This window comes from Kitasatospora sp. NPDC088742 (assembly GCF_055584905.1).
In genome coordinates, this window is record NZ_JBVJLD010000057.1 from 1 (window position 1) to 25,377 (window position 25,377).

Consider the following 25,377-nt stretch of genomic DNA (forward strand, 5'->3'; position numbering starts at 1 on the left):
GGTGGTGGGGCGGCGGGCTGGGGCGGGGGGGGGGGGCCCGGGGGGGGGGGGGGGGGGGGGGGGGGGGGGGGCCGCGCGGGGGGGGGGGGGGGGGGGGGCCGCCCCCCCCGGGGGGGGGGGCGCGGGGGGGGGGGGGCCCGCCCCGCGGGCCCGGCGGAGCCGAGGCAGCGTCAGAACGCCTCTTCGAGGAAGCCGGTGAGGCCGGCCCGCACCCGGGCGAGCAGCTCGTCCAGGTCCTGGTCGGTGTACACCAGCGCGGGCAGCAGCTGCACGCAGCCGGGCCCCGGGTGGACCAGGGCTCCGGCCTCCCTGATCCGGCCCACCACCTCCGGCACCCGCGACTGGTCCAGCGGCGTGCCGTCCGGCCCGGTCAGGTGGACGGCCCGCAGGCAGCCCGCTCCGGTGGTGGAGCCGACCAGCGGCACCTCCTCGACCAGGCGGGCCAGCTCCACGTCGAGCCGGGCCGAGACCTTCGCGCTGGACGCCACGGCGTCCAGCCTGAGCGTCTCCGCCACGGTGGCCGAGATGACGGCCCCGGCCACCGAGCTGCCGGCCTGGGTCTCGGCGTGGCCCAGCAGCGCCCCCCGGGCGTCGAAGACCTCCGCGACGGCCCGCGAGACGATCAGGGCCGAGGCCGCGATGGTGCCGTTGGTGAGCCCCTTCGCGGTGACCAGGACGTCCGGCTGCTCGGGCCAGCTCCGGCTGGCGAAGACCTCCCGGCCCAGCCGCCCGAAGCCCGTGGAGACCTCGTCGACCACGATCAGGAACCCGTGCTCGCGGCGCAGCCGCAGCAGGGCGGCGATGTACGCGTCGGTCAGCGGGAGCGCCCCGGTGCCGAGCACCGGCTCCACCACCACGGCGGCGATCCGCTGGCCCAACTGCTCCATCAGAAGCTCCAGTTCGGCCACGTCGTTGGGCTCGACGTGGCGCACCAGCCGGCGGTCGACGCCGTACATCCGCTGCCCGAGCTGAGCATCCGTCAGCGCGAAGGCGCCGAAGGTCAGGCCGTGGAAGCCGCCGTTGAGCCCGACCACGCCGCGGCGCTCGGCATGGCCGGTCAGCGACTGGTGGTGCCGGACCAGCTTCATCGCCATGTCGTTGGCGGCGCCGCCGGAGGTGGAGAACAGCACGCGTCCGTAGTGCTCGGCCCCGGCCAGCTCCACCAACTCCCGGGCCGCCTGGCGCGCGTGGACGTTCTCGTACCCCCAGGCGGTCAGGTAGGAGGCTTCGCGCAGCACCCGGGCCGCGGCCTCGGCGATCGCCTCGTTGCCGTAGCCCAGGTTGGTGTTCCACAACCCGCTGGTCCCGCACAGGCGTTCGCTGCCGTCGGCGAAGCGGATCCGCACGCCCCGCGCCGAGACCGCGCACAGGTCCTCCCGGCCCTGCCGGTCCGGCGGCAGCATCAGCGGCCAGAGCTCTTCGGTCGTACGGGTCATGCCGTGCCCTCCTTCACGCTTCACGAGACCTTCTCGTTCAGGTAGTCCGAGCGCTGGAAGTCGGCCCCGTCGGTGAAGGCCCGGGAGACGTCGACCGCCCACATGTAGGTGCCCCAGAGGTCGGCGCCGCGGAAGGCGGTCCGGTCGCACCCGGCCTCGCGCAGGTCCGCGTGCCGCAGGTCGGCCCGGCAGAGGCTGGCCTCGGTGAGGTCTGCCTTCTGCAGGCTGGCGCTGAACAGGTTCGCCCCGTCCAGCACCGCTCCGGTCAGGTCGGCCCCGGACAGGTCCGCCTTCTCCAGGTCGGCCCGGGAGAGGTCGGCGTCGGCCAGGTCCGCGCCGGCCAGGCCGGCCCCGCGCAGGCCGGCCCCGGAGAGGTCGGCGCCGCGCAGGTCGACCCCCGATCCGTGGGCCCGCAGCAGGGCCCACCCGTCCACGATCAGCAGGTCGGCCGGCCCGAACTCCCGTGCGCCGGGCCGGATCAGCAGCAGGGTCCGCAGGCCCGCACCGTCCGCCCGCAGCTCCACGGCCGTCCGGTGCAGCCGCCCGGCGGCGACCGCGGCCGCGGCCAGGGCCGGGGCTCCGGCCGCGCCCAGCTCGGCCGCGTCCACCGCTGCCAGACGGTAGTCCCCGGCCGGGCCCGGCACGCCGCACGCCTCGGCGGCGACCTCCAGCAGGGTCCGCCGGCCCGCGCCCTCCACCGCGCTCACCGGTCCGCGCCGACGAGGCCCGGACGGACGAGGGGGTGGACCGCCCTCCCCGGGTCAGGACGCTCGTTGAAGAAGAAGATGTGGGTCAGCCGCGCGTTCTGCGGGCCGTCGCCGCAGCCGCCCAGCGGGGCGTGGTAGAACTCGCTGCCGCGGAACAGGACCAGCCGGTTGAACACCGGGCCGACCCTGGTGGTCTCCTCCCACTTCGACAGGTCCGCCTTGTCGGGGCGGACCACCGCGTCGTCGAACTCGGACGCGTCGGCGAAGCCCAGCGCCCGGGCCTGACGGTCCGTCGGCGGGGTGTCGAAGCCGGTCGCCCGGTGCCGGTAGAAGGCGGTGCCGGTCTCCATCGGCGCGTCCGGGGTGAGGTACACCATCCCGGCCCAGTCGGCGGCGACGTCCGCGTGCACCTTCGGCGTCCGGCCGGACTCGGCGGTGATGAACCGGAATCCGCCCCAGGTGAAGCGGGCGGTGTCCACGTAGAGGCCGGAGCCGATCAGCTCGCTGAACCGCAGTTCCAGGCTCTTGGTGTTGAGCCGCAGCCGGCTCGCGTAGCCCGGGTAGTCGGTCGGCCCGATGTCGGCGTACCGGGAGGTGAGGGCCCGTTCCCGGACCGCCTCCGGCCGGGAGTAGAAGTCGTCGACGATGATGATCTTGCTGTTCACAGCTGCCCCTCCGATCCGTTGCCGGGACTGTCGAACCGGTGCACCAGGGCGAGCCCGCCGTGCGCCGGATCGCTGCCGGAACCGTACGTCGCGCGGTGCGGGAGGACCGCTCCCTCGAACAGCACGAGCCGGTTGTGCCTCATCGGTACGTACATCGTCTCCTCCCAGTCCGGCTCCCGACCGGGCTCCGCCGGTCGCTGCCGGAGGAAGGAGATGCCTCCCTCGCAGTCCTCGGGACGGGTGAGCCAGACCACGGCGAGCCACCGCGAGGCGCTGGTGCGCGGCGCGGAGTGACGGCCCGTCACCTCCCCCGCCCACTCGAAGCGGCTCGTCACCCGCGGCCGGCCCTCGGCCGGCCAGGCCAGCAGCCCCGCGAGCAGCCCGGCCGTCTCCGGATCCGCGGGCACCTCCTCGGTCCGCGCGTCATGCCCCTCCCGGCCGTCGCCGGCCAGCCAGTGGCCCGCCGCCAGGGCACGCTCCCGGACCGCCGCCGGATCCCGGAGGAAACCGTCCACGACCTCGATCGACTTGCGCATCACACCGCTCCTCCTGACCGGGGCCCGTGCGCCCCCTCCTTGTAACTGACCGCCAGCCCGTTCTCCGTGCCGACGAAGGCCGAGAACAGGCGCGGGCTCCCGGACACCGCGCGGTTGTACGTGTGGACGGCCCGCCGCTCCCGTTCCCCGGCCTCCGCCTCGCCGTCCACCGGGCCGTCGGCGGCCTCCCGGCTGAAGTCGCCCTGGAGGAACACGTCGTCGGCGATCAGCAGACCGCCCGGTTCGAGGGCGGGGAAGGCGAGCTTGAGGTACCGGGGGTACGACTTCTTGTCCGCGTCGACGAAGACCAGGCCCACGCTCTCCGGGGCCAGCCCGGCCAGGTGGTCGGCCGCGTCCCCCACCACCACGTCCACCCGGTCGGCGACCCCGGCCGCCGCGAGGTTGCGCCGGGCCAGGTCGGCCGTCCGGGGGTCCGACTCCAGTGTGGTCAGCCGGCCGCCGGGGGGCAGTCCGCGCGCGATGTGGATGGCCGAGTACCCGAAGTAGGTGCCGATCTCCACCGCTCGGTGCGGCCGCTGAACGAGCGTCAGCAGCTGCAGCACGCGCGCCGCGTTGTCGTCGACCTGCATCGGGACCAGCCCGTGGCCCAGCAGCGACCCCCGGAGCACCTCGTCCAGCACGGGTTCGCGCGGCCCGCGCAGGCCGCGCAGGTAGCCGCTCGGGATCGTGGTCATCCGCGCTCCCCGTCCGTCGCCCCGTCCGGCCGCCGGTAGAAGCCGAACACCGCGTCCAGGCCCGGCTCGACGCTGGGCGCGTCGTGGTCGAAGCAGGCGGAGAAGTCCGGCGCCCCGGCCGGACTCCCACCGTCCCCGTCCTCCAGGAACGGCGCGAACCGCTCCGCGCTCTCCGCCGCGCCCCAGAGGTAGCTGAAGTAGGCGCCCGGGTTGGCCTGGAGCATCGGCCAGGTGAAGTAGCCCGGGAAGTCGCCGGGAGCGCAGAACCGCGCGACGCCGAAGCGCTCGTCCAGGTCGGCGAAGGCCTCCGCGAGGCCGGTCCCCGGGCGGCGGTGGACGCCGAGGTCGAGGGCGGCCGTCACCGAGCGGTCCACGTGGGTCCGCCGGTACTCCAGCCGCTTGACCTGCCGGCTCACCGCCAGCCCGGCACGCTCCTGCTCGGTCAGCGAGAGCGAGCGGTCGAAGTCGGGGTGGTAGACCCACTTCTCGAACCACATGCTCAGGTTCTCCAGCCGCTCCAGCGGCAGGTACTCCAGACCCGACTGGTTGGGCAGCCGCTTGCGGATGAGCAGGTGGTTCACCGCGTGGCCGAACTCGTGGAACAGGCTGTGCGCGTTCTGGAAGTTGATCCGCCGTCCGCCGTCCGGGGCCCGCTGGAAGCGGCAGGACACGTAGGCGACCGGCAGCTGCACCACGCCCGGCCAGTCCGTGCGGTTGCGCACCCCCAGGGTCTGGTTGGCGCTCTTGGGCCGCTCGGCGCTGTCCCACAGGTCGAAGTTGATCCGGCCGACCTCCCGGCCGCCGGAGCTCACCTCCACCGTGGTGACGTGCGGCCTGGCGTCACCGACCCGGCGCACCTCCAGCCCGAACACCCGCCGGGCGACCTGGAAGGCGAAGTCGAGGCACTCGTCCAGCGGGACCAGCGAGGTCCGCCGCCCCGCCACCAACTCCCGTACGTGGCGGCCGAAGTGGTCGGTCGGACGCGCGAGCGGCCCGAGGGCGCCGCGGATCTCCTGCTCCAGCCGGTCGTGGTCCTCCAGCGCGCGCAGGAGATAGCCCTCCAGGAAGGCCTCGGCCGTCTCCTCGGTGACGCCGCAGAGCCGGAAGGTCCGGGCCGCCGCGCTGCGGTGGCCCAGGGCGGCGGCGGCGCGTCCGCGCAGCGCCACCATCTCGTCGACCGTGCCGAGCAGTTCGGGCAGCCGGCGGTCCCGGAGCACCGTCCACGCCCTGGTCAGCTTCTCCCTGGTCGTGGCGCTCGCGGTCCCGCTCACCAGCGTGTAGAACGCGGCCGCCGGCCGGACCGCGCCCGCCACGCCCAGCCGATCCAGCAACTGCCGCTGCTCGTACTGGACTTCGGCCAGCAGCACCCTCGCGGCCGTCTGGAGCTCGTCGGCCGCCGGGTCCGGCCGTCCGGAGCCGTCCTCGGCCCACTTGGCCTCCAGGTACCGGACGTAGGCCTGCCGGGACGCCTCGGCGTCGGGGTGCGCACAGCTCAACTCCCGGAGCCTGCCCAGCAGCCGGGCGTCCAGCGCGGGGTCCGCCTGGAATGCCTCCCGCCAGGGCAGCAGGGCCCGGTGGTCGACGTGCACCTCGTTGGAGTCGAGGTAGAGGAAGACGTAGGAGACGTTGTCGAGGACGGCCGCGACCTCCACGAAACCGGCCTCGGTCAGGGCCGGTGCGTCCAGGAGCTCGTTCAGCCGGCTCATCATCAGGGCGAGCGAGGCCTCGGTCTCCACCAGGCTCTCGTGCTGCGGTGCGGTGACCGCTTCCACGGCCATACGGGTACCTCCCGGTCGGTTCGGATCGGTCGCGGCCGGGCTCACACCAGGGATCCGGAGGAGCCGCCGTCGAGCCGGCAGAGCATGCCGTTCGCGGCCGGGCCGAGCCCGGCGATGTACTGCAGGCTCTGGAAACAGGACTCCAGGTCGATCAGCGAGTCGACGACGAAGCTCGGGTTCGACCTGCGCAGGTAGGCTCTGGTGATCTCCGCCTCGGTGACGCCGCGCCGCTCGGCGACGGCCCGCAGCTCGGCGAGCTTGCGCTCGTCCGCCAGCGGCCCGAGCAGCAGTGTCGCCACGCTCGCGGAGCGTCCCCGGCAGGAGGCGGCCAGCGTGGTGGTGAGCACCCGCAGGGCCGCCTTGCCGGCCGCGTAGACGCCGGAGTGCTCGTTGGCGTGGTAGACCGAGTCGGAGTTGACGACCACGCAGGTGCAGCGGTCCGCCGGGTCGAGCGACCGCAGGTGCTCCGCCAACAGGCGGTACGGCGCCAGGGCGTTGACCCGGAAGAGCCGCTCCAGCTCCGCCAACTCCGGTGGGTCGTCCGACCGTTCGCCGTAGGTCACGGCGTTCATCACGATCAGCTCCGGTGCGAGCAGGGCGAGTTCGCCCGCCAGCCGGGCCACCGAGGCCGGATCGGCGAGGTCCGTCCGCAGGTATCCGAAGCCACGTCCCCGGGCCTCCTCCTCGAACGGCCGGCGGCCGGCGCCGGTGACCTCCCACCCCTCCTCGGCGAGCCGGGTCGCCAGGTGCAGGCCGAGGCCCTGGCCGGCGCCGATCACCATCGCGCGTCTCATCCGCCCACCTCGCTCCCGGCCTCTACCGCTGCCCCCGCCAAGCGGTCGTACAGGTCGAACAGCGCGCCCACGTCCGCCGGAGCGCTCGGCAGGCCCGGGTCGAAGCAGGGCGCGAGCGCGGCCGTGCACGCGGCCGGGCCGATCCCGTCCAACGGCCGGTCGTACAGCGGCCGGAACAGCTCCGCGCCGACCACCGCGCCCCGCGCGTAGGCCAGCCCGGCGGCGCCGGGCCGGGCCCGGAACAGCGGCCAGGTGAAGTGGCCGACCACCGCGTCGAAGTCGCAGGCCGACGCCAGGCCGAAGCGCTCGTCCAGCTCCCGGTAGGACTCGCGCAGACCACCGGCGCGCCGGGTGTGCACGTCGAAGTCGACGGCGGCGACCACGGCGCGCTCGGCTACCGACCCCAGGAACTCGAGCGCCTTCAGCCGCCCGCAGAGCGCCAGGAGCTCCCGCTCCCGGGCCGGGAGACCGGTCCTGGCCGCGAACCCGGGGTGGTGAACCCACTTCTCGTACCAGCAGCTCAGGTCCTCCAGCCGCTCCAACGGGAGCTGGTCCAGGCCCGACCGGCTGGGCCGCGGCGGCCGGGCCAGTACATGCGTCAGGGCGTGGCCGAACTCGTGGAAGACGCTGTGCACGGCCTCGAAGGTGGCCAGGCGCTCGCCGTCCGGCCCGGACTGGACGCGGCACAGGACCCGGCCGGTCGGCACGATCCGCCCGCCCGCCCGGGGCTGCCCGCCCGCCGGTCCGCCCGGCCGCGCCGAGGCGGAGCCGGTCTCCAGCAGGTCGAACACGACCTCGCCGCACGCGCCGTCCGGGCCGCCGACCGCCATGGTGACGCCGGGCCGGCCCGCCCGCCCACCGGTGGACGGGGTCGGCGTCAGGGTCACGCCGAGGACCCGCCCGGTCACCTCCCGCAGGTAGTCCAGGCAGGCGTCGAGCGGCAGCAGCGGCAGACCCTCCGGCGGCACCTGGGCGCGCAGGTGGTGGCCGAAGTGGTCCATCGGACGGTCCGTCACCCCGAGCGACCACGCCACCTCCTCGGCCAGTCCGGCGTGCTGACGCAGCGCCGATTCCAGGAAGGAGTCGAGCAGCTCACCGGCCTGCCGCTCGGAGATCCGGCAGTGCCGCATCGTCCGCGCGGTGACACCGGCGAAGCCCGCCGCCTCCGCCGCGCGGCGACGCCGGTCGATCACCCGGTCGACCGCCAGGGCCAGCCCGTCGGTGTGCCGGTCGCGCTCGCGGTTCCAGGCCCGGTGGAGCTTGCCCCGGGTGACGGTGCTCCCCGAGGTGTTCAGCAGCCGGTGGAAGGCCGGAGCGGGATCGGCCGCGCCGACCTCGACGCCGAGCCGCCTCAGCAGGCCGGCCCTGGTCCGCCGGACCTCCGAGGCGGTCCGGCGGGCCGCCTCCACCAGCGGCCGCTCCCCCGGATCCCCGCGGCGGGTGCCCGCCACGGACTCCGCCAGCCAGTCGGCCCAGCGCCGGAACTCCCGTACGGCGTCCGGGTCGGAGGCCGTCGGCGGCTCCAGCGCCCCCAGCACCCCGGCCGCGGTCTCCGGGTCGTCCAGGAGCTCCGCGAGCCGGTCGAGCAGGGGCGCGCAGTCGTAGTGCCGCTGGTTGCCCTCCAGATGGGCGAGCAGGAAGGCGGCGTTGGCGTACCCGGCGGTCACCTCGGCGTACCGGCCGGCCGGGTCGTCGGAGGGGCCGGCCAGCTCGCGCAACCGGGCGCGCAGGGAGGCGAGTTGCTCCTCGACGGCGGTCAGGGCAGCCGGGACGGCGGTCTCGGTGGTGGTCACGGGGCGCTGCCCCCTCTCCTGGTCGGCGGGAATCGGAAGTGGTACACCGTCCCGGAGTACGAACCGCAGTACATGCTCCCGTCGGGCCCCGCCACCGGAGTGGTGTCCAGGCCCGGGTCGTGCTCCGCCAGGCCCAGCAACTGGCTGGACTCCCAACGGAAGCGGCCGTCCTCGCGGCCGATGGCCAGCACGTTGCCGCGCACCGAGGTCGAGACGAAGGAACCGTCCGGCAGCACGCTGAACGAGGTGTGGTCCCGGGGCGCGCTCGCGGCGGCGGACCAGAGGATCCGCCGGTCCGCCACGTCGACGCCGAACGCGGTTCCGGTCTGCGTGCCCACCGCCAGGACGCCTCCCGAGACCGCCGGGCTCGCGGTGACCTTGCCGTCCAGCCGGACCTCCCCGCGCTGCTCGCCCGAGCGGCTGTCGAGGAAGAGGCACCGACCGTCCACCGGGCAGAGCGCCACCTCGCCGGTGGCGTGCAGGGCGACCGGCGAGGAGCGGACGGCGTGACCGACCGGGGTCCGCCACAGCTCGCCGCCGTCCGGGCCCAGGCAGAGCACCTCCTCCGCACAGGCCACCACCACGGTCCCCTCCCCGGTGGCCACCGGGGAGGCGTACGGGTCGCGGTGGGCGGCGCTCCCGCCGAGGGCGGCGTGCCACGGCCGGGGCAGCTCGCGGTCGAAGACCACCCGCCCGGAGCCGAGGTCCAGGCCGGTGCAGCGGCTGCCGAAGGCGGCCAGCACCACGAGGCCGGCCCCGGGCAGAAGGGTCGGAGTGGCGTACAGCGGTGCACCGGTGACGGCCGACCAGACCGTGCGGCCCCGCAGGTCGAAGCAGACGACCCGGCCGTCGGTGGTGGCCACCAGCACGGTCCCGCGCTCCTGGTCGACGACCGGCGAGGCGTAGACCGGGCCACCGGTCCGCCGCTCCCAGTAGACCTTGCCGAGGTCGCGGGAGAGGAAGCGGACGCGTCCGTCGTAGCCGGCCACCACCGCCCCGGCCCCGGTCACCGCGACCGGTGTGCCGCATACCGGGACGGGCCGCACCGTGCCGTCCGGCGCCCGGTGGGTGAGCCGGCGGTGGCCGCAGACGGCGGGCTCGCGGCCCCAGTCGGACCCGCCCTCCGCCGGGGTGAGCACCAGGACGGACTTCAGCGGGTCATGACGGAACGTCGGCGCGCGCAGCACGAGCGGTCCCGCCTTCCGTGCCGTCGGCGGACGCGGGGCCCTCGCCCGGCTCGGGGCCGTCGGCGAGTTCGAGCCCGCGCCGGAGCGCGGCGCGCGCCGGGTGGGCCAGCCGTTCGGCCAGCTCCAGCGCGCCGGTCAGCACCGTCCGACTGCCCGGCAGCCATCCGGCGAGGGTCAGGTGGTGCTCCAACGCCCTTTCGTCCTCGCCGAGTTCGGCCCGGGTCCGGGCCGCCCGCAGCAGGTGGACGGCGACGTACGGCGGGCCCGCCGCCGCGGCCCGCTCGTAGAGCTCGGCGGCCCGCCGCAACTCGCCGAAGTGCCGGTGGGCGTCCGCGAGTTCGCCGTAGCTGGGCGACCAGGCCGGGTCGAGGGCGATCAGTGCCGCTCCCGCCGCCTCGGCCGCCTCCCGGTCGCGGGTGACGTACATGTGCTCCTTGAGGGAGGACTCGTGGTACGTCTTGACGGTGTTCAGCTCGAAGGCTCCGGGCCGCTCGCCGACCGTCTTCTCGGCCGCCTCGCGGGCGAGTTCCATGGAGGCGCGGGTGCCCGCCCGGTCGGCCCGGGCCGCGGGCAGCATCGCGATGCCCCGGTACCAGGAGGAGACCGTCCCGAGGTCGAGCCGCTCCGGTGCCGCGACCATCGCACCGCCGGTCCGCACGGCCCAGTCGAAGGTCTCCTTCGACACCTCGCGCCGCTTGAGGTACCAGACCACCGCCTGCGTGCAGGCGTCGAGCACCCGACCGTCCGGCACCCGGCCGGTGGCCGCGGCCGCCCGCATCCGGTCGAACGCGCCGGCCGAGCGGGCGCCGTCGTCCGTGCGGTTGGAGACCAGGAAGTCCAGCCAGGCGATCTCGAAGCGCTCCCGGTCGTCGGCCGCCCCGGCGGCCGCCCGCCGGAGCACCCGCTCGGCGGCGGACAGCCGGGAGACGCTGATCAGCGCCGAGGCCAGGTTCACCGCCTCGGTCACCGAGAGGTCCGCGACCGCGTCCGCCATCGCGGCCAGCCGGGTCATGGCCGCGGTGGGCCGGTGTTCCAGCTCCGCCAGCGCCTCCGGGCCGACGCCCTCGAAGAAGGCGACCTCCCGCAGCACCGCCGGCTCGAAGAGCTGGGTGAAGAGGTATCCGAAGCGCGACCAGTCCGCCTCCCGGTAGGAGTCGACACAGGCCCGGGAGAAGATGTCCGCGTCCCGTCCGGTGTCGAACTCCAGGCCCACCAGGGTCTGTTGGAAAGCGTTGCGCTGCACGGTGAGTTGCTCAGGCACGGCGGTCCCCCTGTCCGCTCCGATCCGGTCCGTGGCGGGTCGGGCGGGGGCAGGCCGGCCGAGCGCCTGCCCCCGCCCACAGGTCACGCGAGGTCGAGGATCGCGTCGAGCTCGGCGTCCACGTCCTGAACCGGCGTCAGGAACTCGGTGACGTCACCCTCGGCGGCCTCGGCCTCGAAGAAGACCTCGGCACTCACGAACGGGAAGAAGGCCGGCTTCTTCTCCAGCATGCTGTCCATTTCGTACTCCTCTGCGATGTCGTGCTGACTGGGACTGCCGGAGGACGGCACGGAACGGGTCGCGAACCTCCGCAGGAGGCCGGGATCCCACCCGGCACCGCGCTGAACCCTCCGACGCATGAAACGACCGCACCCATTCCGGAGATCGGAAGCGATCCGGTGGCCCGCACTGCTGACTCGCCTCCCCCATTCGATCGGGGGGGCTGTTATTGCCGTGGCCACTGGTGCTGGGTGGGGCGGTGTGACTGAAGCATCGCACAGACGTCCGGAGTTGGACCACAGCGAAAATCGGGTGACGCGCTTTCAGGCCATGATGATCAGCCATGTCCGGGAATTGCCGCGCACATTGAGTGAGGGATTCCGCAACCGGCCGCCACAGCAGCCCCATTGGGCCCACGAACGGCGCCGCGACCCACTGACCTCGGCGTTCCCGCTCTCCGGCCACCGCCCCACAGTACGATGTCACATGTGACGCGCCTTCGACCCGGCCCGGTGGGGCCTCACGGTCGGTCACCGCGAGGGTGGTGAATCCACCCGGAACGGACCCTCGGCCCGATGGCCGAACAGCGCGCTCACTGGGGGGCGGTCACCGGCCGGCCAGCACAATGGACCACGCCGCGCCGTCGAGCCCCGGGCTCTGACCGGCCGTCATGTTAGGCTCGCCACGCGCGAGTTGATCTCGGGCGGGCAGCAGTACTTCGAACGCGGAGGGGCCGGACATGCGGCAGTGCCACGGAGACACCAGGTCGTCCGCAACTCCCCCCGCCCCTGAGGACTGCTGTGCCCGACTCCACCCTGAACCTCGGCATTCTCGCGCACATCGATGCCGGTAAGACCAGCCTGACCGAGCGCCTGCTCTTCGACCACGGAGTCATCTCCGAGTTGGGGAGCGTCGACTCCGGAAGCACCCAGACCGACTCCAACGAGCTCGAACGCGAGCGCGGCATCACCATCCGCTCGGCCGTGGCCTCGTTCACCTCGGGCGACCTGCAGATCAACCTGGTCGACACCCCCGGCCACCCGGACTTCATCGCCGAGGTCGAGCGGGCGCTGTCGGTCCTCGACGGTGCGGTCCTCGTCGTCTCCGCGGTCGAAGGGGTCCAGGCGCAGACCCGGGTCCTGATGAGGTCACTGCGCCGGCTCGGCCTACCCACCCTGGTCTTCGTGAACAAGATCGACCGTCGCGGCGCGCGGGAGGAGAGCCTGCTCGCGGAGATCCGGGCCAAGCTGGCCCCGTCGATCCTGGCCCTGAGCACCGTGTCCGGCATCGGCACGGCCGAGGCCCGCAGCCTCCCCCGGTCGATGGACCGGGACGCGATGCGCACCGAGGCCGCCGAGGCCCTGGCCGAACGCGACGACGAGCTGCTGGCCCGGCTGGTCGACGGCTCCCGGCCCTCGGCCCGGGAGCTGGAGACGGTGCTCGCCGCCCAGGTCTCGGCCGGCCTGGTCCACCCCGTCTACTTCGGCTCGGCCGTCACCGGCGAGGGCATCGCCGCGCTGACCGACGGGGTGCGCCGGCTGATCGGACCGGCCCGCCGCACCGGGGCGGCCGGGGTGGCCGGGACGGACGGGACGGACGGGGTGGTTGGAGCGGCCGGGGCCGAGCCCAGCGGGACGGTGTTCGCGGTCGAGCGCGTCGGGGCCGGCGAGAAGGTGGCCTACCTCCGGCTGTTCTCCGGCGAGGTGCGCGAGCGTCAGCGCCTCACCCTCTGGCGCCACGAACCGGACGGCACGGTACGGCAGTTCACCCATCGGGTGACCGGCCTCGAAGTGGTCGGGAGCGCGCCCGGGACCGCGAACGCGGCAGGGGCCGGGGCCGGGGCGAGGAACGGGCACCGGCTCGGCGGCGGCAGCATCGGCAAGGTGCGGGGCCTGCCGCAGGTCCGGGTCGGGGACCGGCTGGGTGACCCGGCCGGGCACGCCGGACAGCTGCACTTCTCCCCGCCCAGCCTGGAGACCGTCGTCCGCGCCACCGCGACCGGGCAGGACGCCCGGGTGCACGCCGCCCTGATGAGCATCGCCGACGAGGACCCGCTGATCCAGGCCCGCACCGCCGCCGACGGGGGCACGTCGGTGCTGCTCTACGGCGCGGTCCAGCAGGAGGTGATCGCGGCCCGCCTGCAGCGCGACTTCGGCGTCGAGGTCGAGTTCGAACCCATCCGCCCGGTGTACTTCGAACGGCCCCGCTCCCGGGGCGAGGCGGTGACGGAGTTCGAACGCCGGGGCCCCAACGAGTTCTGGGCCACCGTCGGGCTGCGGGTCGAACCACGGCCGGTCGCCAGCGGCGTGGAGTTCCGCCGCGAGGTCGAGTGGGGCGCCCTGCCGCGGGCCTTCCACCGGGCCATCGAGGAGGCCGCCCTGCAGTCGCTCCGGCAGGGCCTCCAGGGGTGGGAGGTGACGGACTGTGCCGTGACGGTGACCCACATCGGCTACGACGCGCCGATCACCGTGGCCGCCGACTTCCGGCACCTCACCCCGCTGGTCATGATGCGGGCGCTGCGGGCCGCGCAGACCCAGGTCTTCGAACCCTGCCACTCGCTGGAGGTGGAGATCCCGCCCGACGCCCTCAACGGCGTGGTCGGCTGCCTGATCTCGCTCGGCGCGGACATCACCCGCTCCGAGGAGTCCGGGGCCGCGTGGCTGGTCACCGCCGAGCTCCCCGCGCGGCGCGCCCAGGAGTTCGCCCGCGCGCTGCCGGGGCTCTCCGCCGGCGAGGGCGTGGCCTGGTCCCAGCAGGGCAGCGACCGCGCCGTCCGCGGCGAGGTACCGACCCGCGAGCGCCGCGACGGGAACCCGCTCAACCCCGAGGAGTACCTGCGCTACCTCGCCGACCGCAGCCTCAACCGGACCGCGGACAGCCGCAGCTGACGGCCCGGTGGCCCGGTGGCCGCACCGTCCGGCGGCCGGCGGCGTGGTGCAGCCGCCGGCCGCCTCCGCGGCTACACCTCGCCGGCGACCAGGACCGCCAGCCGGTCGGCGCTGGAGGCGGCCAGGACGTCGTGCGCGGTGAGCCGGACCCCGAAGCGGTCGGAGAGCCGCACCGCCAGCTCCATCGCGCTCAGGGAGTCTCCGCCGAGGCCGATGAAGTCCGCCTCGCCGTCCAGCGCGGCGACGTCGAGCACCTCCCGCATCTCCGCCTCGACCGCCTCGACCGCCTCCCGGTCGGGCGACGGGGCCCGCTCCGCCCCGGCCGAGGGCCCGGTGGCCCCGGCCTTGGCGTTCGGTGTCATCGCCAACTCCGCCACCAGGTCGATGCGTTCGGGCACCGCCGGGAGGTCGAGGCGGCCGAGGAGCGCCGCGCGCAGGCCCTGGGCCGTCACCGCCGGATCCCGGGTCGCCACCACCGCGCGCAGCGCCGTCGGCCGGTCCGCGACACCGGTCGGCTCGGCCCGGACGACGGCGTCGTCCACTCCGGGCAGGGCCCGGAGGTGCGCCTCGACCGCGGCGGGCTCCACCCGGAGACCGGCGATCTTCACCTGCCGGTCGGCCCGGCCGAGGACCACGACCGAGCCGTCCGCGAGCACCCTGCCCCGGTCCCCCGTGCGGAACGACCGTACGCCCCGAGCCCCTTCGACGCCCTCGGTGGTCCCGAACGCCGACCCGTCGACACCCGGCCCCGGCAGGTAGCCCTCCGCCACCTGCGCCCCGACCACGGTGATCTCACCGACCCCGCCCGGGCCCACCGCCCGCGTCCCGTCCGTCACCAGGACGGCGGTGCCGGGGACGCCCCGGCCGATCGGCAGGGGCGTGGTGGGGTCGCCGCCGGCGTCGAACTCCGTGACGTCCTGCTGGGAGACGGTCTGCGGCGTCTCGGTGGCGCCGTACGTGTTGTGGATCCTCGCCGCCGGGGCAAGCTCGCGCAGGATCCGCAGGTCCGCGGCGGTGGCCGGCTCGCCGCCGAGGAAGATCCGGGCCACGGCGGGCAGCCCGACCGCCGGGCTCCGTCCGAGACGGCGCGCCGTCGTCGGGGTGAGGAACACGGTCGTGCAGCCCGTGTCGGCGAGCCAGGAGAGCAGCCCTGCGGGGTTCGCCCACACCCGGGGCCGCGGCACGTCCAGCCGGCCGCCGACGGACAGCGGTGTGAGGATCTCGCGCAGCAGCGGATCGTGCCCCAGTCCTCCCAGCAGCGCGAACCGGTCCTCCGGACCGTAGCCGAACTCGGCGATGCTCCAGTCCAGTTGGCGCAACACCGGAGCGTGGGCACCGAGCACCCCGCGCGGGGCGCCGGTCGTGCCCGAGGTGAAGGCGACATAGGCGAGCGGAGCCGCCCCGCCCGCTCCGGGCCGGGCCGCGCCGGTGGCAGCGGCGGTGGCAGCGGCGGCGGCGCCCGGTGAGACCACGTCCGGCCGGGCGCCGCGCAGGGTCTCCCCGTCCGCCCCGAGCCGCAGGACCGGCACCCCGGGGGCCGGCGCCTCGGCGTCCGCCGCCTCCCCGCAGACCACCAGCGCCGTCGGCCCGCTCGCGGTCAGCACGGCGGACCGCTGCGCCGCCGAGGCGTCCTGGCCGACCACCACGAAGGCGGCCTCCGCGTGCAGCACGGCCAGCAGGGCGAGGACCAGTGGACCGCAGCGGTCGGCCAGGACCACCACCCGGTCACCCGGCGCCACCCCGGCCGCCGTCAGTTCGGCGGCCAGTTCCACGACCCGGTCGCGCAGTTGCGCATACGTCCAGCCGCGGTGCTGATCGGCCACCGCGATCCGGTCGGGGAAATTCCGCGCCGACCGGTGGAAATGCCGGTCCATTCCCCTCACGAGCGGACTCGCCGACGATTCATCAGATTCCCCCTGCACCACTTTCGTACATTCCCGCACCAGCATGATCCGACGGCCCGTCAGAATCAAGCACGAAATCCCGCGTTCGCGCCGATCCGGGGACCGGCGCCATCGGCCTCCCGCTCCGGCGGCTGAGCCCGACCTCGGGAGGGCAGGGCCGCCTGCCCGTTCGGGCAGTGTCGGAGGGCGGTCCGCGACCGTCGGCGGTACGGCGTTGACAGCCGAGTTGGTCTAGTCCATTTTGGTGGGACAAGGTCACCTCGCGTACCTCAGCGCGGCTTTGATCAGACGGAGAGTCCCGCAGCATGCAACGAGTCTGCCTCGCCCTGCCCACCATGCGCCCCTGCCCCGAGACCATCGTGGACCTCGCCGAGGAGGCCGCCTACGCCGTCGCGACCTTCGGGGTCGAGGTGCACCTCCTGGTCCTCGACACCACCGCCGCCGAGGCGTTCGCGCAGAACGCCGAGGCCGTGGCCTCGTTGGCCACCGCCCCCGGGGTGTTCGTCCACCACCTGAGCGAGCGTCAGCAGCGGGACTGGCTGCGCGGGGTGGCCGAGCGTTCGGGCTCCGCCGCCGACCCGGAGCTGCTGCTGGAGCTGATGCTGCCGCCGGCCGTCGCGTACGGCTCCTGCGTCAACCGGCTGTTCCTGGGCGCGGCCGCGCTGGGCTGCACCTCGGTGCACCTGCGCAACGACGACTTCGAGTACCAGAGCGCCGACGGGCAGAAGCTCTACCCGATCCACCACGAGCTGCTCTCGGTCGGCAAGCCGGCCGGCGAGGCGGTCGCCGGAGTGACCGTCTCCGAGCTGGACCCGGCCGACGCGGCGATGCCCGTGATGGTGGTCAGCGGCTCGTTCATCGGCGAACTCAACGTGGACATCGGCGAGATCCGCGAACTCGACCCGCAGGTCTACCACGACCTGGTGCGCCTGTGGACCCCGCCGGTCTGGCCGGACGAGGACCGGGACGCGATGGTCGACCTCTCCTTCAAGGGCGTCGGCGCCGAGCCGTTCGACACCGACCGCTCGGTGCTCGGCGTGCCCGACATCTGGAACGTCTACATGTGCAACGTCGCCCTGGACCACCGGGCGTACGAGGTGCTGCCGCTGCTGCCCTCGGTCGACACCCTCGGCTGCGACTACGCGCTGCTGCACGCCCTGGTCCACTCCGGCACGCCCGGCGTCGTCCACAACCGGCACATCGTCAACTACTACACGCCCGAGCGCCGAATCGGCGCCGGTTTCGTCAACTACCAGCTGCGCTTCGTGAAGCTGCTGCTCTCGATGCTGTACCTGTACCCGGTCTACGGCGGGATGATCGACCTCGGGCGCGGGCTGCTGAACGAGCGCGACGAGCTGAAGGTCGAGCCGATCCTGGAGCTGGTGCGCGGTACCTTCGACTGGGACCGGGCCGGGAACGAGCACTGCCTGGACGTCGCGGAGAGCTCCTACCGCAAGCTGGGCGGCCAGTACGCCGAGCTCGCGGACGTGGTGGCCGAGCGGCGGCAGCAGCTGCTGGACGAGGCCCAGGAGGACGCGGAGCGCTGGGCGGTGCTGATCGAGTCCTGGGCCGCGATGGTGGCGGCCACCCGGGACAAGGGCTTCGACGCGGTCGGGGCCACGGCGTGAGCGCGGAGTACCTGATCCGCCAACTCGCCGACGGGGACTGGGACGCCGTGGTCGCGCTGGAGCACGACGCCTACGCGGCCGACGGCCTCTCGGAGGGCCGGGAGGCGCTGCAGTCGCGCGCCCTGGCCTCGCCGGGGACCTGCTTCGTGCTGGAGCAGCACGGCGAGGTCCGCGGCTACCTGCTGAGCCTGCCGTACCCGCCGCTGCGCTGCCCGGACCTGGCCCGGGCGGAGTCCACCGTCTTCGAGTCGGCCAACGTCCACGTGCACGACATGGTGATCGCCGAGGACCTGCGCGGCCGGGACGTCGCGGAGGCTTTCATGCGCTACTTCCAGGCGCGGGCTGCGGAGTTGGGCTTCGAGGAGATCTCGATGGTGGCGGTGCGCGGCACCGACATCCTGCTGCGGCTGATGGGCTACCGCGCGCACCGGGAGGTGGCCGTCCCCGCGTCCTACGGGCGGCGGGCGGTCTACATGTCGATGCCGGTGGGCTGAAGGCCACCGTGCGGACAGGGCCGGGGCCTCCGGGAGGAGGCGCCCCGGCCCTGTCCGGGTTTCATGTCAACTCCGGTGCGCTCCAGATGTGTTGACGGACCGTGAAGGGCCGGCCGAGGTCAGCGGCGACCGCCGCGCGGAACGGGCCCGGCACCGGGACGTCGGCCAGCCACAGCGGCCCGGGGCCGAGCGCGCCCGCGTCGGGCAGGCGCAGCGGCGAGGGGCCGGCGAGCGCGAGGCCGAGCCCCTGCGCCAGCCTGCCGCCGTGCACCTTGACGCAGGCCTCGCGGCGGCACCAGAGCCGGGTGAACTGCTCGGCGGCCTCGGCGGGGGTGGGGGCCTCCAGGACCAACGCCGCGTCCGTGGGCGGGAAGTGGCGCCGGGCGATCCGCGCGCCGACGCCGGGCGGACGGAGCTCCTCGACGTCCACGCCGACCCGGCGCCCTTCGGCGACGGCGAGAACGGCGAGCGCCCCCGACCCGGACCAGTTGACCTGGACCGGGCCGGAGGCGGGCGGGAGCGCGGGGGCGGGTTTGCCGTGCGGGCCGTGCTGCCAGGCGAGTTGGGCCGCCCCGATGCCGGCGCGGTCGGCGACCAGCAGGCGGACGGCGCCCCGGGCGACGGTGAAGCGCGCGCCCTGGACGGGGTCGTGGGCGGCGTCGGCACGGGCGAGCTCACCGGGGTCGAGCAGCCCGCGCAGCAGGCGCACGACGGCCGGGGGCTGGTCGGTGGGGATCACCCACAGGTCGACCGGATCGGCGGCGCTGGACAGAAGTTCGGCGTTCACGGGAGCGTCAGGGTGCTGAGCCGCCCCAGCCGCCGGTCGTGGTCGGCCACCAGCAGCGGGGCGCTACGCCGCGCAAGGTGCTCGGCCAGCAGCGTCCAGACGCCGGTGAAGGGCTGCCCCGGCGGCGCCGTCGCGGCGGCCTCCGGAGCCTCGTCGGAGCGCAGGCCGTCGGCGAGCAACAGCCGGGCGTCGGATCCGAGTTCGCGATGAGCGGCGAGCACCGAGGCCAGCGCCGAGGCGCTGGCCGGCTCGGCCTCCTGGCGGACCCTCAGCCCCGGCCCCTCGCCCTCCTCGCAGACCAGCACCACGGCCCGGTGCTCCTCCGGCAGTCCGACCGGCTCCGGGGTCTCGTAGTGCAGGACGCTCTGCTCGGCGAGGACGACCACGGCACGCCGGCAGCCGCCGGTGCGGTGGTGGGCGGCGGCGATGCGCAGGGCGGTGAAGGCCGCCGCGCTGCCCTGGTCGCAGATCGCGAAGGCCGTCGGCCGCCCGGGGCAGTGGCGGCTGAGATACAGGGCCGAGGGAGCCGCGGGCCGGACGTCGTGGGAGGAGAAGGCCAGGATCAGCAGGTCGGCGGGCCCGTCCTCGGTGAGGACCGCGCCGAGCAGGCCGGAGGCCATCTCCCCGTAGTCGTGGCCGGCGCCCTCGCTCAGCAGGTCCTCGCGCAGCGGCAGGCCGTACGGGCGGACCAGGTCGGCGGTGAAGGTGCGCAGGTCGGGGTGGAGCGAGGCCTTCGAGCGGCCGTCGAACCCGGCGGAGAGCGCCTTGGTGACGCGCAGTCCGCGCGCCGGGGTACCGGCCGGCACCGGGTCAGTCCTCCTCGACGATGTGCCCGACGACGTAGTCGGTGAGCCGGTCGATCGAGCGCAGGTCGTCCAGGCCGAGGCGCTCGACGTTGACCTGGATGTCGAGCGTCTCCTCGATCTCCAGGACCAGTTCGATGGTGCCGACCGAGGTGAGGCCGAGGTCGTCGAAGAAGCAGACGTTGTCGAGGTTCTCCGGGAGCTCGACGGTGAGGACGCGCGGCAGCGCCTCCTCGATTCCCCGCCGGATCCTGGTGCGCAGCTCGGCGTCGACCGGTTCGGCGGTGGTGGAGAGGGCGGAGTCTGACATGGGTGAACCGTCCGTGGTGGGCGTAGGGAGAGCGGGGTGCCAGGGGTCGCCGCGGGCCCGCTGACGGCGCGTCAGTGCCGTAGGACCATGGCCGAGAAGGTGGCGCCGATGCCTGCGGCGGCGATCAGGTAGTGATCGCCCGGCCGGAGCGCTCCGCTCGTGGTGGCGGTGCGGAGGTTGACGAAGGCGTCTGCGGCCAAACTGTGCCCCACTGCGGGCACGTTGTCCAGCATGACCCGCTCCACAGGATAGTCCAGTTCTCGGCAAATCATGCGCCAGGAAGCCTGGTTGACGTTGTGCGGAAGCAGTAGAGAAATCTCGGAGAGGTTTAGACCAGCCTGGTCGACGGCGGCCAGCAGGGTCTCGATCATGGTGGGCTGGTACTCGCGTTGGTAGCGGGTCAGCAGCTCCGGGTCCTCGGCCAGCCGGCCGTCGAACTCGGGGCGCTGGCGCACCACGTAGGAGAGCACCCGGTCCCGGGTGCCGCCGAGGCCGACCAGGCAGGCGGCCGAGGCCTCCGCGCAGATCGAGGTGTCGGGGACGAGCTGGGCGTCCCGGGTGAAGGTCTTCTCCCCCGCCACCACCAGGGCAAGCGCCGAGGGGTCGCCGTCGTCCGCCAGCAGCCTTCCGGCCAGGTCCACGGCCAACAGCGAGGTGGCACAGGCCTGTTGGGTGACGGTGAAGGCGGCGGCGTGGCCGAGGCCGAAGCGCTCCGCCAGCTCGTGCACGGGGTTGAGCGGGTAGGGCACGGTGACCGGCATGCCGCGTGCGTGCAGCAGGTACCGGACCCGGTGTTCGTTGCCGCGCAGCTCGGGCAGGGCCCGGACGGCGGCGTCCAGCAGGTCGAGCAGCGTCCCGTCCGGGTCCAGGCGGACCTGGTCCAGGCCGTGGAAGCGGCGGAAGAGTCGAAGTTGACGTGGGGTCAGGCCGATCCGGGCGCCCACGTCCTCGATCGGTTCGAGTCGCGGGGGGAGATGGACGGCCACTGCCTCCAGTGCGGTCACCGGGCTAGTATTCCCACGCCCGGCAGGTCGCACAAGTGATCAACGACCCGGAGCCCTCCCCCTCCGCCCCCGTGCCGTCGAGCAGGTGGAGGCCCTTCATGCCCGATCCGTGGAGCCCCTTCGTGCCTGATCCGCAGACTTCCTTCGTACACCCCGGACTTGATCCGGAGCTGGTGGCCGCCTTGGTCGAGGCCGCCGACGCTCTGCCCGAATGGGCAGAGTCGGTGGTCCCCGAGGCCCGACTCGACGCCGATCTGGCGCTGGACGAGAGCGAGTTCGCCGTCCTGGACACCCTGCTGCGCGAGCGCTTCGGCGCCGAGCTGGCCGCCCTTCGGGCCGGCCTGGACCTGGACGGGCTCGCCGCGCTGACCGTCGCCGACCTGATGGAGCTGGTGGCGCGGAGCGGGCAGGTGCGCCGATGAGCCGCTTCCTGCTGGTGATGCCCCCGCTGGCCGGGCACGTCAACCCGGCCGCCGGGATCGCGGAGGAGCTGGCCGCGCGCGGCCACGAGGTGGCCTGGACCGGCACCGAGACGGTGCTGGAGCCGCTTCTCGGGCCGCGGGCCCGGGTCTTCGGCACCGGCACCCGGGCGTTCCGGGCCCTGGGCGGCCACGGGCTGGCCTCGGTGCGCTCGCTCTGGGAGGGCTTCGTCGTCCCGTACGCGAAGTTCACCATGAAGCCGCTGGACGCCGTGGTCAGCGAGTACCGGCCCGACGTGCTGCTGGTGGACCAGTACACCCCGGCGGGCGCGCTGCTGGCGCACCGTCACGGACTGCCCTGGGCGAGCTTCGCGCCGGGGGCGATGGAGCTGGGCCGCCCGTACCGGGCCGTGCCGCAGGTGGAGGCCTGGATGACGGGCCATCTGGAGGCGCTCTGGAGGCGGGCCCGGCTGCCGGAGGAGGAGTTCACCGACCCCCGGTTCTCGCCGCACCTGGTGGTGGCCACCAGCGGCCGGGCGCTGCTCGCCGAGGACCTGCCGGACACGCCCCGCTACGCGCTGGTGGGGCCGGTGCTGACAGAGCGTCCGCCGGACCCGGCCTTCCCCTGGGAGCGGCTGGACCCGTCCCGGCGCACCGTGCTGGTCACCATGGGCACCCTCTCGGACGCGGTCGGCGCGGACTTCCTGGCCCGCACCGTCCAGGCGCTGGCCCGGCACGGCGAGGGCATCCAGGCGGTGGTGGCCGCGTCCGCCGGGGCACTGCCGGCCGCCCTTCCGGACAACGTGGTGGTGGTGGAACGGGCACCGATCCTGGAGCTGCTGTCGAAGGGCGCGTTGGACGCGGTACTTTGCCATGGTGGGATGAACACCGTGGGCGAAGCACTGGCCCACGGCGTGCCCCTGCTCCTGGCGCCGATCCGCAATGACCAGCCCTTCGTGGCCCAGCGGGTCGCCGAAGCCGGGGCCGGTCTGCGGGTGCCCTTCACCCGGGCCACCCCCGCGACCATCGCCGAGCGGCTCCGACGGGTCCTCGACGAGCCCTCCTTCCGCGCGGCCGCCCAGCTGATCCGGCGTGAACTGCTGGCCGGCGGCGGCGCGGTGACGGCCGCCGACCGCCTGGAGGCCCTGGCCCCGGCCGCGCCCACATCCCCTTCGCACTGATCCGTTCCACTGTTCACGGGAGTTCTGGTTGATCGAGACCAAGGGGCTTCGCAAGTCCTATCCGTCCGGCAGACGCGGCCGCACCGTCGTCGACGCAGTCCGCGGCATCGACCTGGACGTCCGGGGAAGTGAGATCTTCGGACTCCTGGGCCCCAACGGGGCCGGGAAGACCACCACGCTGCGCATGCTCGCCACCCTGATCCGCCCGGACGGCGGCGAGGCCCGGATCGCCGGGGCCGACCTGCTCGCCGACCCGGCCGAGGTCCGCCGCCGGATCGGCTACGTCGCCCAGGGCGGCGGCACCGCCGACACCGTCACCGCCCGCGAGGAGCTGGTGCACCAGGCCCGGCTGCACGGCAGCTCCAAGGCCGACGCCCAGCGGAGGGCCGAGGGCGCGCTCCAGGCCTTCGAGCTCGCCGAGTTCGCGGACCGCGCCTGCCAGACCTACTCGGGCGGCCAGCGCCGCCGGGTGGACATCGCCCTCGGGGTGATCCACTCCCCCCAGGTGCTCTTCCTGGACGAGCCGACCGTGGGCCTCGACCCGGCCAGCCGGGCGGGCGTCTGGGAGGAGATCCGCCGGCTTCGCACCGAGGGCATGACGGTGGTGGTGACGACCCATTACCTGGACGAGGCCGACGCGCTCTGCGACCGGGTCGCGATCGTCGACCACGGCCAGGTCGTGGCCGAGGGTACCCCCGAGGAGCTCAAACGGGAGGTCTCCGGGGACGTGGTGGTGCTCAGCGGCCTCGACGCCGAGGACGCCGCCAAGGCCCTGGCCGACGCCCCGTACCTGCACCGCACCGAGACACCCGCCGAGGGCGGCCTGCGGCTGTACGTCCGCGACGGCGCCAGCGCCATCCCGCAGCTGCTGCCGACCCTCGCCGAGGCCGGGCTGACCCCCGCCACCGTGCAGCTCCAGCGCCCCAGCCTGGACGACGTCTTCCTGGCCCGCACCGGCCGCTCCATCGACCAGTCCTGACGATCCATGAGGTCCCTTCGTGAAGCTCGCCCGTGACACCTGGCTGGTCTTCCAGCGGCAACTGCTGCTGATGTGGCGCACCCCGATCTGGCTGGTCGTCGGGCTGGTCCAGCCGGTCTTCTACCTGCTGCTGTTCGCCCCGCTGCTCAAGCGGGCGCTGGAGCCGATGGGCGCCACCACCTACGCCCAGGCCTACCAGGTCTACGTACCGGGCCTGTTGGCGGTGCTCTGCATCTTCGGCGGCCTGTACACCGGGTTCAGCCTGCTCGGCGAACTCAAGGCCGGCATCATCGAGCGCTCCCGGGTCACCCCGGTCAGCCGGCTGGCCCTGCTGCTCGGCCGGGCCCTGCGCGAGGTCGCGGCGCTGCTTGCCCAGGCGGTGGTGATCACCCTGCTCGCCCTGCCCTTCGGCCTGCGGGTCGGGCCGTTGAACCTGGCCCTGGCCTACCTGCTGCTCGGCATGCTGGCGCTGATGACCTCGGCCATCTCCTACGGCATCGCCCTGGTGCTCCCCAACGACGCCGCGATGGCGCCGGTGGTCAACACCGTCGCGCAGCCCATCGCCCTGCTCTCCGGCACCCTGCTGCCGCTGGCGCTCGCCCCGCTCTGGCTCCAGACCGCCGCCAAGTGGAACCCCTTCTACTGGGCGGTCGAGGGCATGCGCTCACTGTTCTCCGGCCGCCTCGGGGACAGCGTGGTCTGGCAGGGCCTGCTGGTGGTCACGGTCCTGACGGCCGCGGCCGTCTACTGGTCGGCCCGCCTGTTCTCGGCCCGGGTCCGGTAGCGGGCGTCCCGCAGGGCGGTAGGTTCGTACACCCCGGGGCGGGGCAGGAGATTGGCATGCATCCTTCATCCGGGCGTATCCGAACGCTCCTGGCCGCCCCGGCCGCCGCCCTCACCCTGGTCGCCGCCGGCTTCACCGCGGGTGCCACCCCGGCGTCCGCCGAGGTCTTCTGCGGGTCCCACTCGGTGGACGGCGCCATCTGGACCGAATACACCCAGACCCCCGGCGTCCAGCGGTCCTTGGGCTGCCCCACCACCGACGAACTCGGCACCCCCGACGGCGTCGGCCGCTTCCAGGTCTTCACCGGCGGCTCGATCTACTGGACCCCCGACACCGGCGCCCACGCCGTCTGGGGCCTGATCCGCCAGCACTGGGCCGATCTCGGCTGGGAGCGCGGCTACTTGGGCTACCCCCTCAGCGACGAGCTCACCAATCCCGACGGCTACGGCGTGCGCCAGCAGTTCCAGGGCGGGACCGTCTACTGGAGCCAGTACACCGGCGCCCACGCCGTCCACGGCATCACCGGCTGGTGGTGGGGGGAGAACGGGTTCGAGAGCGGCTTCTACGGCTACCCGACCTCGGACGAGTACCGGGAGGAGTACGTCGGAGGCGTCGAGAGCGGCAACATCGGCGTGCGGCAGAACTTCCAGAACGGCCGCTACATCCTGTACAGCGGCGGCCAGCCCAACGCCTACGAGAGCTGCCACACCGCGTGCGTCGGCTACGGCGGCATCACCAACACGAAGTGGGTGAAGAAGACCGAGGTCTACATGAACCTGGCGGACCAGAACAAGCGCTCCACCCACGTCACCCCGACCGACGCCGCGTTCGCGAGCACCACGCACTCGGACACCGCCTCCAGCGACTCGGCGGACAACTGGAAGCAGGTCTGGTCCAACACCCTCAGGTTCCCGCACGCCTCGCAGGGCGAGCTGAACTCGACCTACGAGCAGTTGTACTGCCACGCCTCGTACTCCTACTCCAACGGCAGCGGCGGCCACTGGGGCGGCGCCACCTGGGACTTGGAGGCCTGGCACTACGAACTGGTCCCCTACGACGCGGGCAAGGCGCTCCAGACCAAGTGCAACTGGGGCGAGTGACCCACCCCCGACCCACGTCCCCCTG

At 74.0% G+C, this 25,377-nt stretch carries 24 protein-coding genes; 8 read left to right on the plus strand and 16 right to left on the minus strand.

Features of this window, described 5'->3' with window-relative positions:
• Positions 1-170: 170 nt before the first annotated feature.
• The 11 genes from mpaD to ACZ6ZR_RS32805 form a co-directional block, all read right to left on the minus strand.
• Positions 171-1,436, minus strand: a complete 1,266-nt coding sequence (mpaD, locus tag ACZ6ZR_RS32755; RefSeq protein WP_465648631.1) for a daptide-type RiPP biosynthesis aminotransferase — start codon at positions 1,434-1,436, stop codon at positions 171-173.
• A 20-nt stretch (positions 1,437-1,456) separates the two neighbouring features.
• Complete coding sequence (locus ACZ6ZR_RS32760) at positions 1,457-2,143, minus strand: pentapeptide repeat-containing protein (RefSeq protein WP_465648633.1); 687 nt, start codon at positions 2,141-2,143, stop codon at positions 1,457-1,459.
• Complete coding sequence (locus ACZ6ZR_RS32765; RefSeq protein ID WP_465648635.1) at positions 2,140-2,808, minus strand: DUF6445 family protein; 669 nt, start codon at positions 2,806-2,808, stop codon at positions 2,140-2,142. The genes ACZ6ZR_RS32760 and ACZ6ZR_RS32765 overlap by 4 nt, the downstream gene beginning before the upstream one ends.
• Positions 2,805-3,344, minus strand: coding sequence for a hypothetical protein (locus tag ACZ6ZR_RS32770; RefSeq protein WP_465648637.1), 540 nt, complete (start codon positions 3,342-3,344; stop codon positions 2,805-2,807). Before ACZ6ZR_RS32770 ends, ACZ6ZR_RS32765 begins: the two co-directional genes overlap by 4 nt.
• Positions 3,344-4,039: an O-methyltransferase gene (locus ACZ6ZR_RS32775; protein ID WP_465648639.1), complete on the minus strand. Its 696-nt coding sequence runs from the start codon at positions 4,037-4,039 to the stop codon at positions 3,344-3,346. The genes ACZ6ZR_RS32770 and ACZ6ZR_RS32775 overlap by 1 nt, the downstream gene beginning before the upstream one ends.
• Positions 4,036-5,817: a M3 family metallopeptidase gene (locus tag ACZ6ZR_RS32780; RefSeq protein ID WP_465648641.1), complete on the minus strand. Its 1,782-nt coding sequence runs from the start codon at positions 5,815-5,817 to the stop codon at positions 4,036-4,038. Before ACZ6ZR_RS32780 ends, ACZ6ZR_RS32775 begins: the two co-directional genes overlap by 4 nt.
• Positions 5,818-5,858: 41 nt before the next feature.
• The gene (locus ACZ6ZR_RS32785) at positions 5,859-6,611 is read right to left on the minus strand and encodes an SDR family NAD(P)-dependent oxidoreductase (protein WP_465648643.1); all 753 of its coding nucleotides are present in this window, start codon (positions 6,609-6,611) and stop codon (positions 5,859-5,861) included.
• Positions 6,608-8,404, minus strand: a complete 1,797-nt coding sequence (locus ACZ6ZR_RS32790) for a hypothetical protein (RefSeq protein WP_465648645.1) — start codon at positions 8,402-8,404, stop codon at positions 6,608-6,610. Before ACZ6ZR_RS32790 ends, ACZ6ZR_RS32785 begins: the two co-directional genes overlap by 4 nt.
• Positions 8,401-9,591 (minus strand): outer membrane protein assembly factor BamB family protein, encoded by a 1,191-nt coding sequence (locus tag ACZ6ZR_RS32795; RefSeq protein ID WP_465648647.1) that lies wholly within the window; start codon positions 9,589-9,591, stop codon positions 8,401-8,403. The genes ACZ6ZR_RS32790 and ACZ6ZR_RS32795 overlap by 4 nt, the downstream gene beginning before the upstream one ends.
• Positions 9,563-10,852: a hypothetical protein gene (locus tag ACZ6ZR_RS32800; protein ID WP_465648649.1), complete on the minus strand. Its 1,290-nt coding sequence runs from the start codon at positions 10,850-10,852 to the stop codon at positions 9,563-9,565. Before ACZ6ZR_RS32800 ends, ACZ6ZR_RS32795 begins: the two co-directional genes overlap by 29 nt.
• 83 nt (positions 10,853-10,935) lie before the next feature.
• The gene (locus tag ACZ6ZR_RS32805; protein ID WP_465648651.1) at positions 10,936-11,091 is read right to left on the minus strand and encodes a hypothetical protein; all 156 of its coding nucleotides are present in this window, start codon (positions 11,089-11,091) and stop codon (positions 10,936-10,938) included.
• 780 nt (positions 11,092-11,871) lie between these two features.
• Here ACZ6ZR_RS32805 and ACZ6ZR_RS32810 point away from each other — a divergent pair.
• Positions 11,872-13,959: a GTP-binding protein gene (locus ACZ6ZR_RS32810; protein WP_465648653.1), complete on the plus strand. Its 2,088-nt coding sequence runs from the start codon at positions 11,872-11,874 to the stop codon at positions 13,957-13,959.
• A 71-nt stretch (positions 13,960-14,030) separates the two neighbouring features.
• On the opposite strand, the gene ACZ6ZR_RS32815 is transcribed toward ACZ6ZR_RS32810, so the two are convergent.
• Entirely contained in the window at positions 14,031-15,908 is a 1,878-nt protein-coding gene (locus tag ACZ6ZR_RS32815) for a non-ribosomal peptide synthetase (protein ID WP_465648655.1), read from the minus strand.
• 260 nt (positions 15,909-16,168) lie between these two features.
• Here ACZ6ZR_RS32815 and ACZ6ZR_RS32820 point away from each other — a divergent pair, with 260 nt between their 5' ends.
• Together ACZ6ZR_RS32820 and ACZ6ZR_RS32825 are read left to right on the plus strand one after the other, a co-directional pair.
• The gene (locus tag ACZ6ZR_RS32820; RefSeq protein WP_465648657.1) at positions 16,169-17,491 is read left to right on the plus strand and encodes a DUF6271 family protein; all 1,323 of its coding nucleotides are present in this window, start codon (positions 16,169-16,171) and stop codon (positions 17,489-17,491) included.
• On the plus strand, positions 17,488-17,985 hold the full coding sequence (locus tag ACZ6ZR_RS32825) for a GNAT family N-acetyltransferase (RefSeq protein ID WP_465648659.1): 498 nt from the start codon (positions 17,488-17,490) through the stop codon (positions 17,983-17,985). The genes ACZ6ZR_RS32820 and ACZ6ZR_RS32825 overlap by 4 nt, the downstream gene beginning before the upstream one ends.
• Positions 17,986-18,046: 61 nt before the next feature.
• On the opposite strand, the gene ACZ6ZR_RS32830 is transcribed toward ACZ6ZR_RS32825, so the two are convergent.
• The 4 genes from ACZ6ZR_RS32830 to ACZ6ZR_RS32845 form a co-directional block, all read right to left on the minus strand.
• Positions 18,047-18,772, minus strand: a complete 726-nt coding sequence (locus ACZ6ZR_RS32830) for a 4'-phosphopantetheinyl transferase family protein (protein ID WP_465648661.1) — start codon at positions 18,770-18,772, stop codon at positions 18,047-18,049.
• The gene (locus ACZ6ZR_RS32835; RefSeq protein WP_465648663.1) at positions 18,769-19,578 is read right to left on the minus strand and encodes a hypothetical protein; all 810 of its coding nucleotides are present in this window, start codon (positions 19,576-19,578) and stop codon (positions 18,769-18,771) included. The genes ACZ6ZR_RS32830 and ACZ6ZR_RS32835 overlap by 4 nt, the downstream gene beginning before the upstream one ends.
• 4 nt (positions 19,579-19,582) lie before the next feature.
• Positions 19,583-19,885, minus strand: coding sequence for an acyl carrier protein (locus tag ACZ6ZR_RS32840; protein ID WP_465648665.1), 303 nt, complete (start codon positions 19,883-19,885; stop codon positions 19,583-19,585).
• Between the two features lie 71 nt (positions 19,886-19,956).
• Positions 19,957-20,889, minus strand: a complete 933-nt coding sequence (locus ACZ6ZR_RS32845) for a 3-oxoacyl-[acyl-carrier-protein] synthase III C-terminal domain-containing protein (protein WP_465648667.1) — start codon at positions 20,887-20,889, stop codon at positions 19,957-19,959.
• A gap of 122 nt (positions 20,890-21,011) precedes the next feature.
• Here ACZ6ZR_RS32845 and ACZ6ZR_RS32850 point away from each other — a divergent pair, with 122 nt between their 5' ends.
• The 5 genes from ACZ6ZR_RS32850 to ACZ6ZR_RS32870 are packed head-to-tail and all read left to right on the plus strand — an operon-like array spanning position 21,012 to position 25,352.
• Positions 21,012-21,311: a hypothetical protein gene (locus ACZ6ZR_RS32850; protein WP_465648669.1), complete on the plus strand. Its 300-nt coding sequence runs from the start codon at positions 21,012-21,014 to the stop codon at positions 21,309-21,311.
• Positions 21,308-22,489, plus strand: a complete 1,182-nt coding sequence (locus tag ACZ6ZR_RS32855) for a glycosyltransferase (RefSeq protein WP_465648671.1) — start codon at positions 21,308-21,310, stop codon at positions 22,487-22,489. Before ACZ6ZR_RS32850 ends, ACZ6ZR_RS32855 begins: the two co-directional genes overlap by 4 nt.
• A 28-nt stretch (positions 22,490-22,517) precedes the next feature.
• Positions 22,518-23,468, plus strand: a complete 951-nt coding sequence (locus tag ACZ6ZR_RS32860; RefSeq protein WP_465648673.1) for an ATP-binding cassette domain-containing protein — start codon at positions 22,518-22,520, stop codon at positions 23,466-23,468.
• 19 nt (positions 23,469-23,487) lie between these two features.
• Positions 23,488-24,252, plus strand: coding sequence for an ABC transporter permease (locus ACZ6ZR_RS32865; RefSeq protein ID WP_465648675.1), 765 nt, complete (start codon positions 23,488-23,490; stop codon positions 24,250-24,252).
• Positions 24,253-24,308: 56 nt separating this feature from the next.
• Positions 24,309-25,352 carry an LGFP repeat-containing protein gene (locus tag ACZ6ZR_RS32870; protein WP_465648677.1) on the plus strand — a complete coding sequence of 348 codons (1,044 nt, stop codon included), beginning with the start codon at positions 24,309-24,311 and terminating at the stop codon, positions 25,350-25,352.
• The last annotated feature ends 25 nt before the right edge of the window (positions 25,353-25,377 follow it).

What these genes read in the sequence shown, in the direction of transcription:
- mpaD (WP_465648631.1), bottom strand. Translation starts at nt 1,436, where the DNA reads ATGACCCGTACGACCGAAGAGCTCTGGCCGCTGATGCTGCCGCCGGAC.
- ACZ6ZR_RS32770 (WP_465648637.1), bottom strand. Translation starts at nt 3,344, where the DNA reads ATGCGCAAGTCGATCGAGGTCGTGGACGGTTTCCTCCGGGATCCGGCG.
- ACZ6ZR_RS32775 (WP_465648639.1), bottom strand. Translation starts at nt 4,039, where the DNA reads ATGACCACGATCCCGAGCGGCTACCTGCGCGGCCTGCGCGGGCCGCGC.
- ACZ6ZR_RS32780 (WP_465648641.1), bottom strand. Translation starts at nt 5,817, where the DNA reads ATGGCCGTGGAAGCGGTCACCGCACCGCAGCACGAGAGCCTGGTGGAG.
- ACZ6ZR_RS32785 (WP_465648643.1), bottom strand. Translation starts at nt 6,611, where the DNA reads ATGAGACGCGCGATGGTGATCGGCGCCGGCCAGGGCCTCGGCCTGCAC.
- ACZ6ZR_RS32805 (WP_465648651.1), bottom strand. Translation starts at nt 11,091, where the DNA reads ATGGACAGCATGCTGGAGAAGAAGCCGGCCTTCTTCCCGTTCGTGAGT.
- ACZ6ZR_RS32815 (WP_465648655.1), bottom strand. Translation starts at nt 15,908, where the DNA reads ATGCTGGTGCGGGAATGTACGAAAGTGGTGCAGGGGGAATCTGATGAA.
- ACZ6ZR_RS32820 (WP_465648657.1), top strand. Translation starts at nt 16,169, where the DNA reads ATGCAACGAGTCTGCCTCGCCCTGCCCACCATGCGCCCCTGCCCCGAG.
- ACZ6ZR_RS32840 (WP_465648665.1), bottom strand. Translation starts at nt 19,885, where the DNA reads ATGTCAGACTCCGCCCTCTCCACCACCGCCGAACCGGTCGACGCCGAG.
- ACZ6ZR_RS32855 (WP_465648671.1), top strand. Translation starts at nt 21,308, where the DNA reads ATGAGCCGCTTCCTGCTGGTGATGCCCCCGCTGGCCGGGCACGTCAAC.
- ACZ6ZR_RS32870 (WP_465648677.1), top strand. Translation starts at nt 24,309, where the DNA reads ATGCATCCTTCATCCGGGCGTATCCGAACGCTCCTGGCCGCCCCGGCC.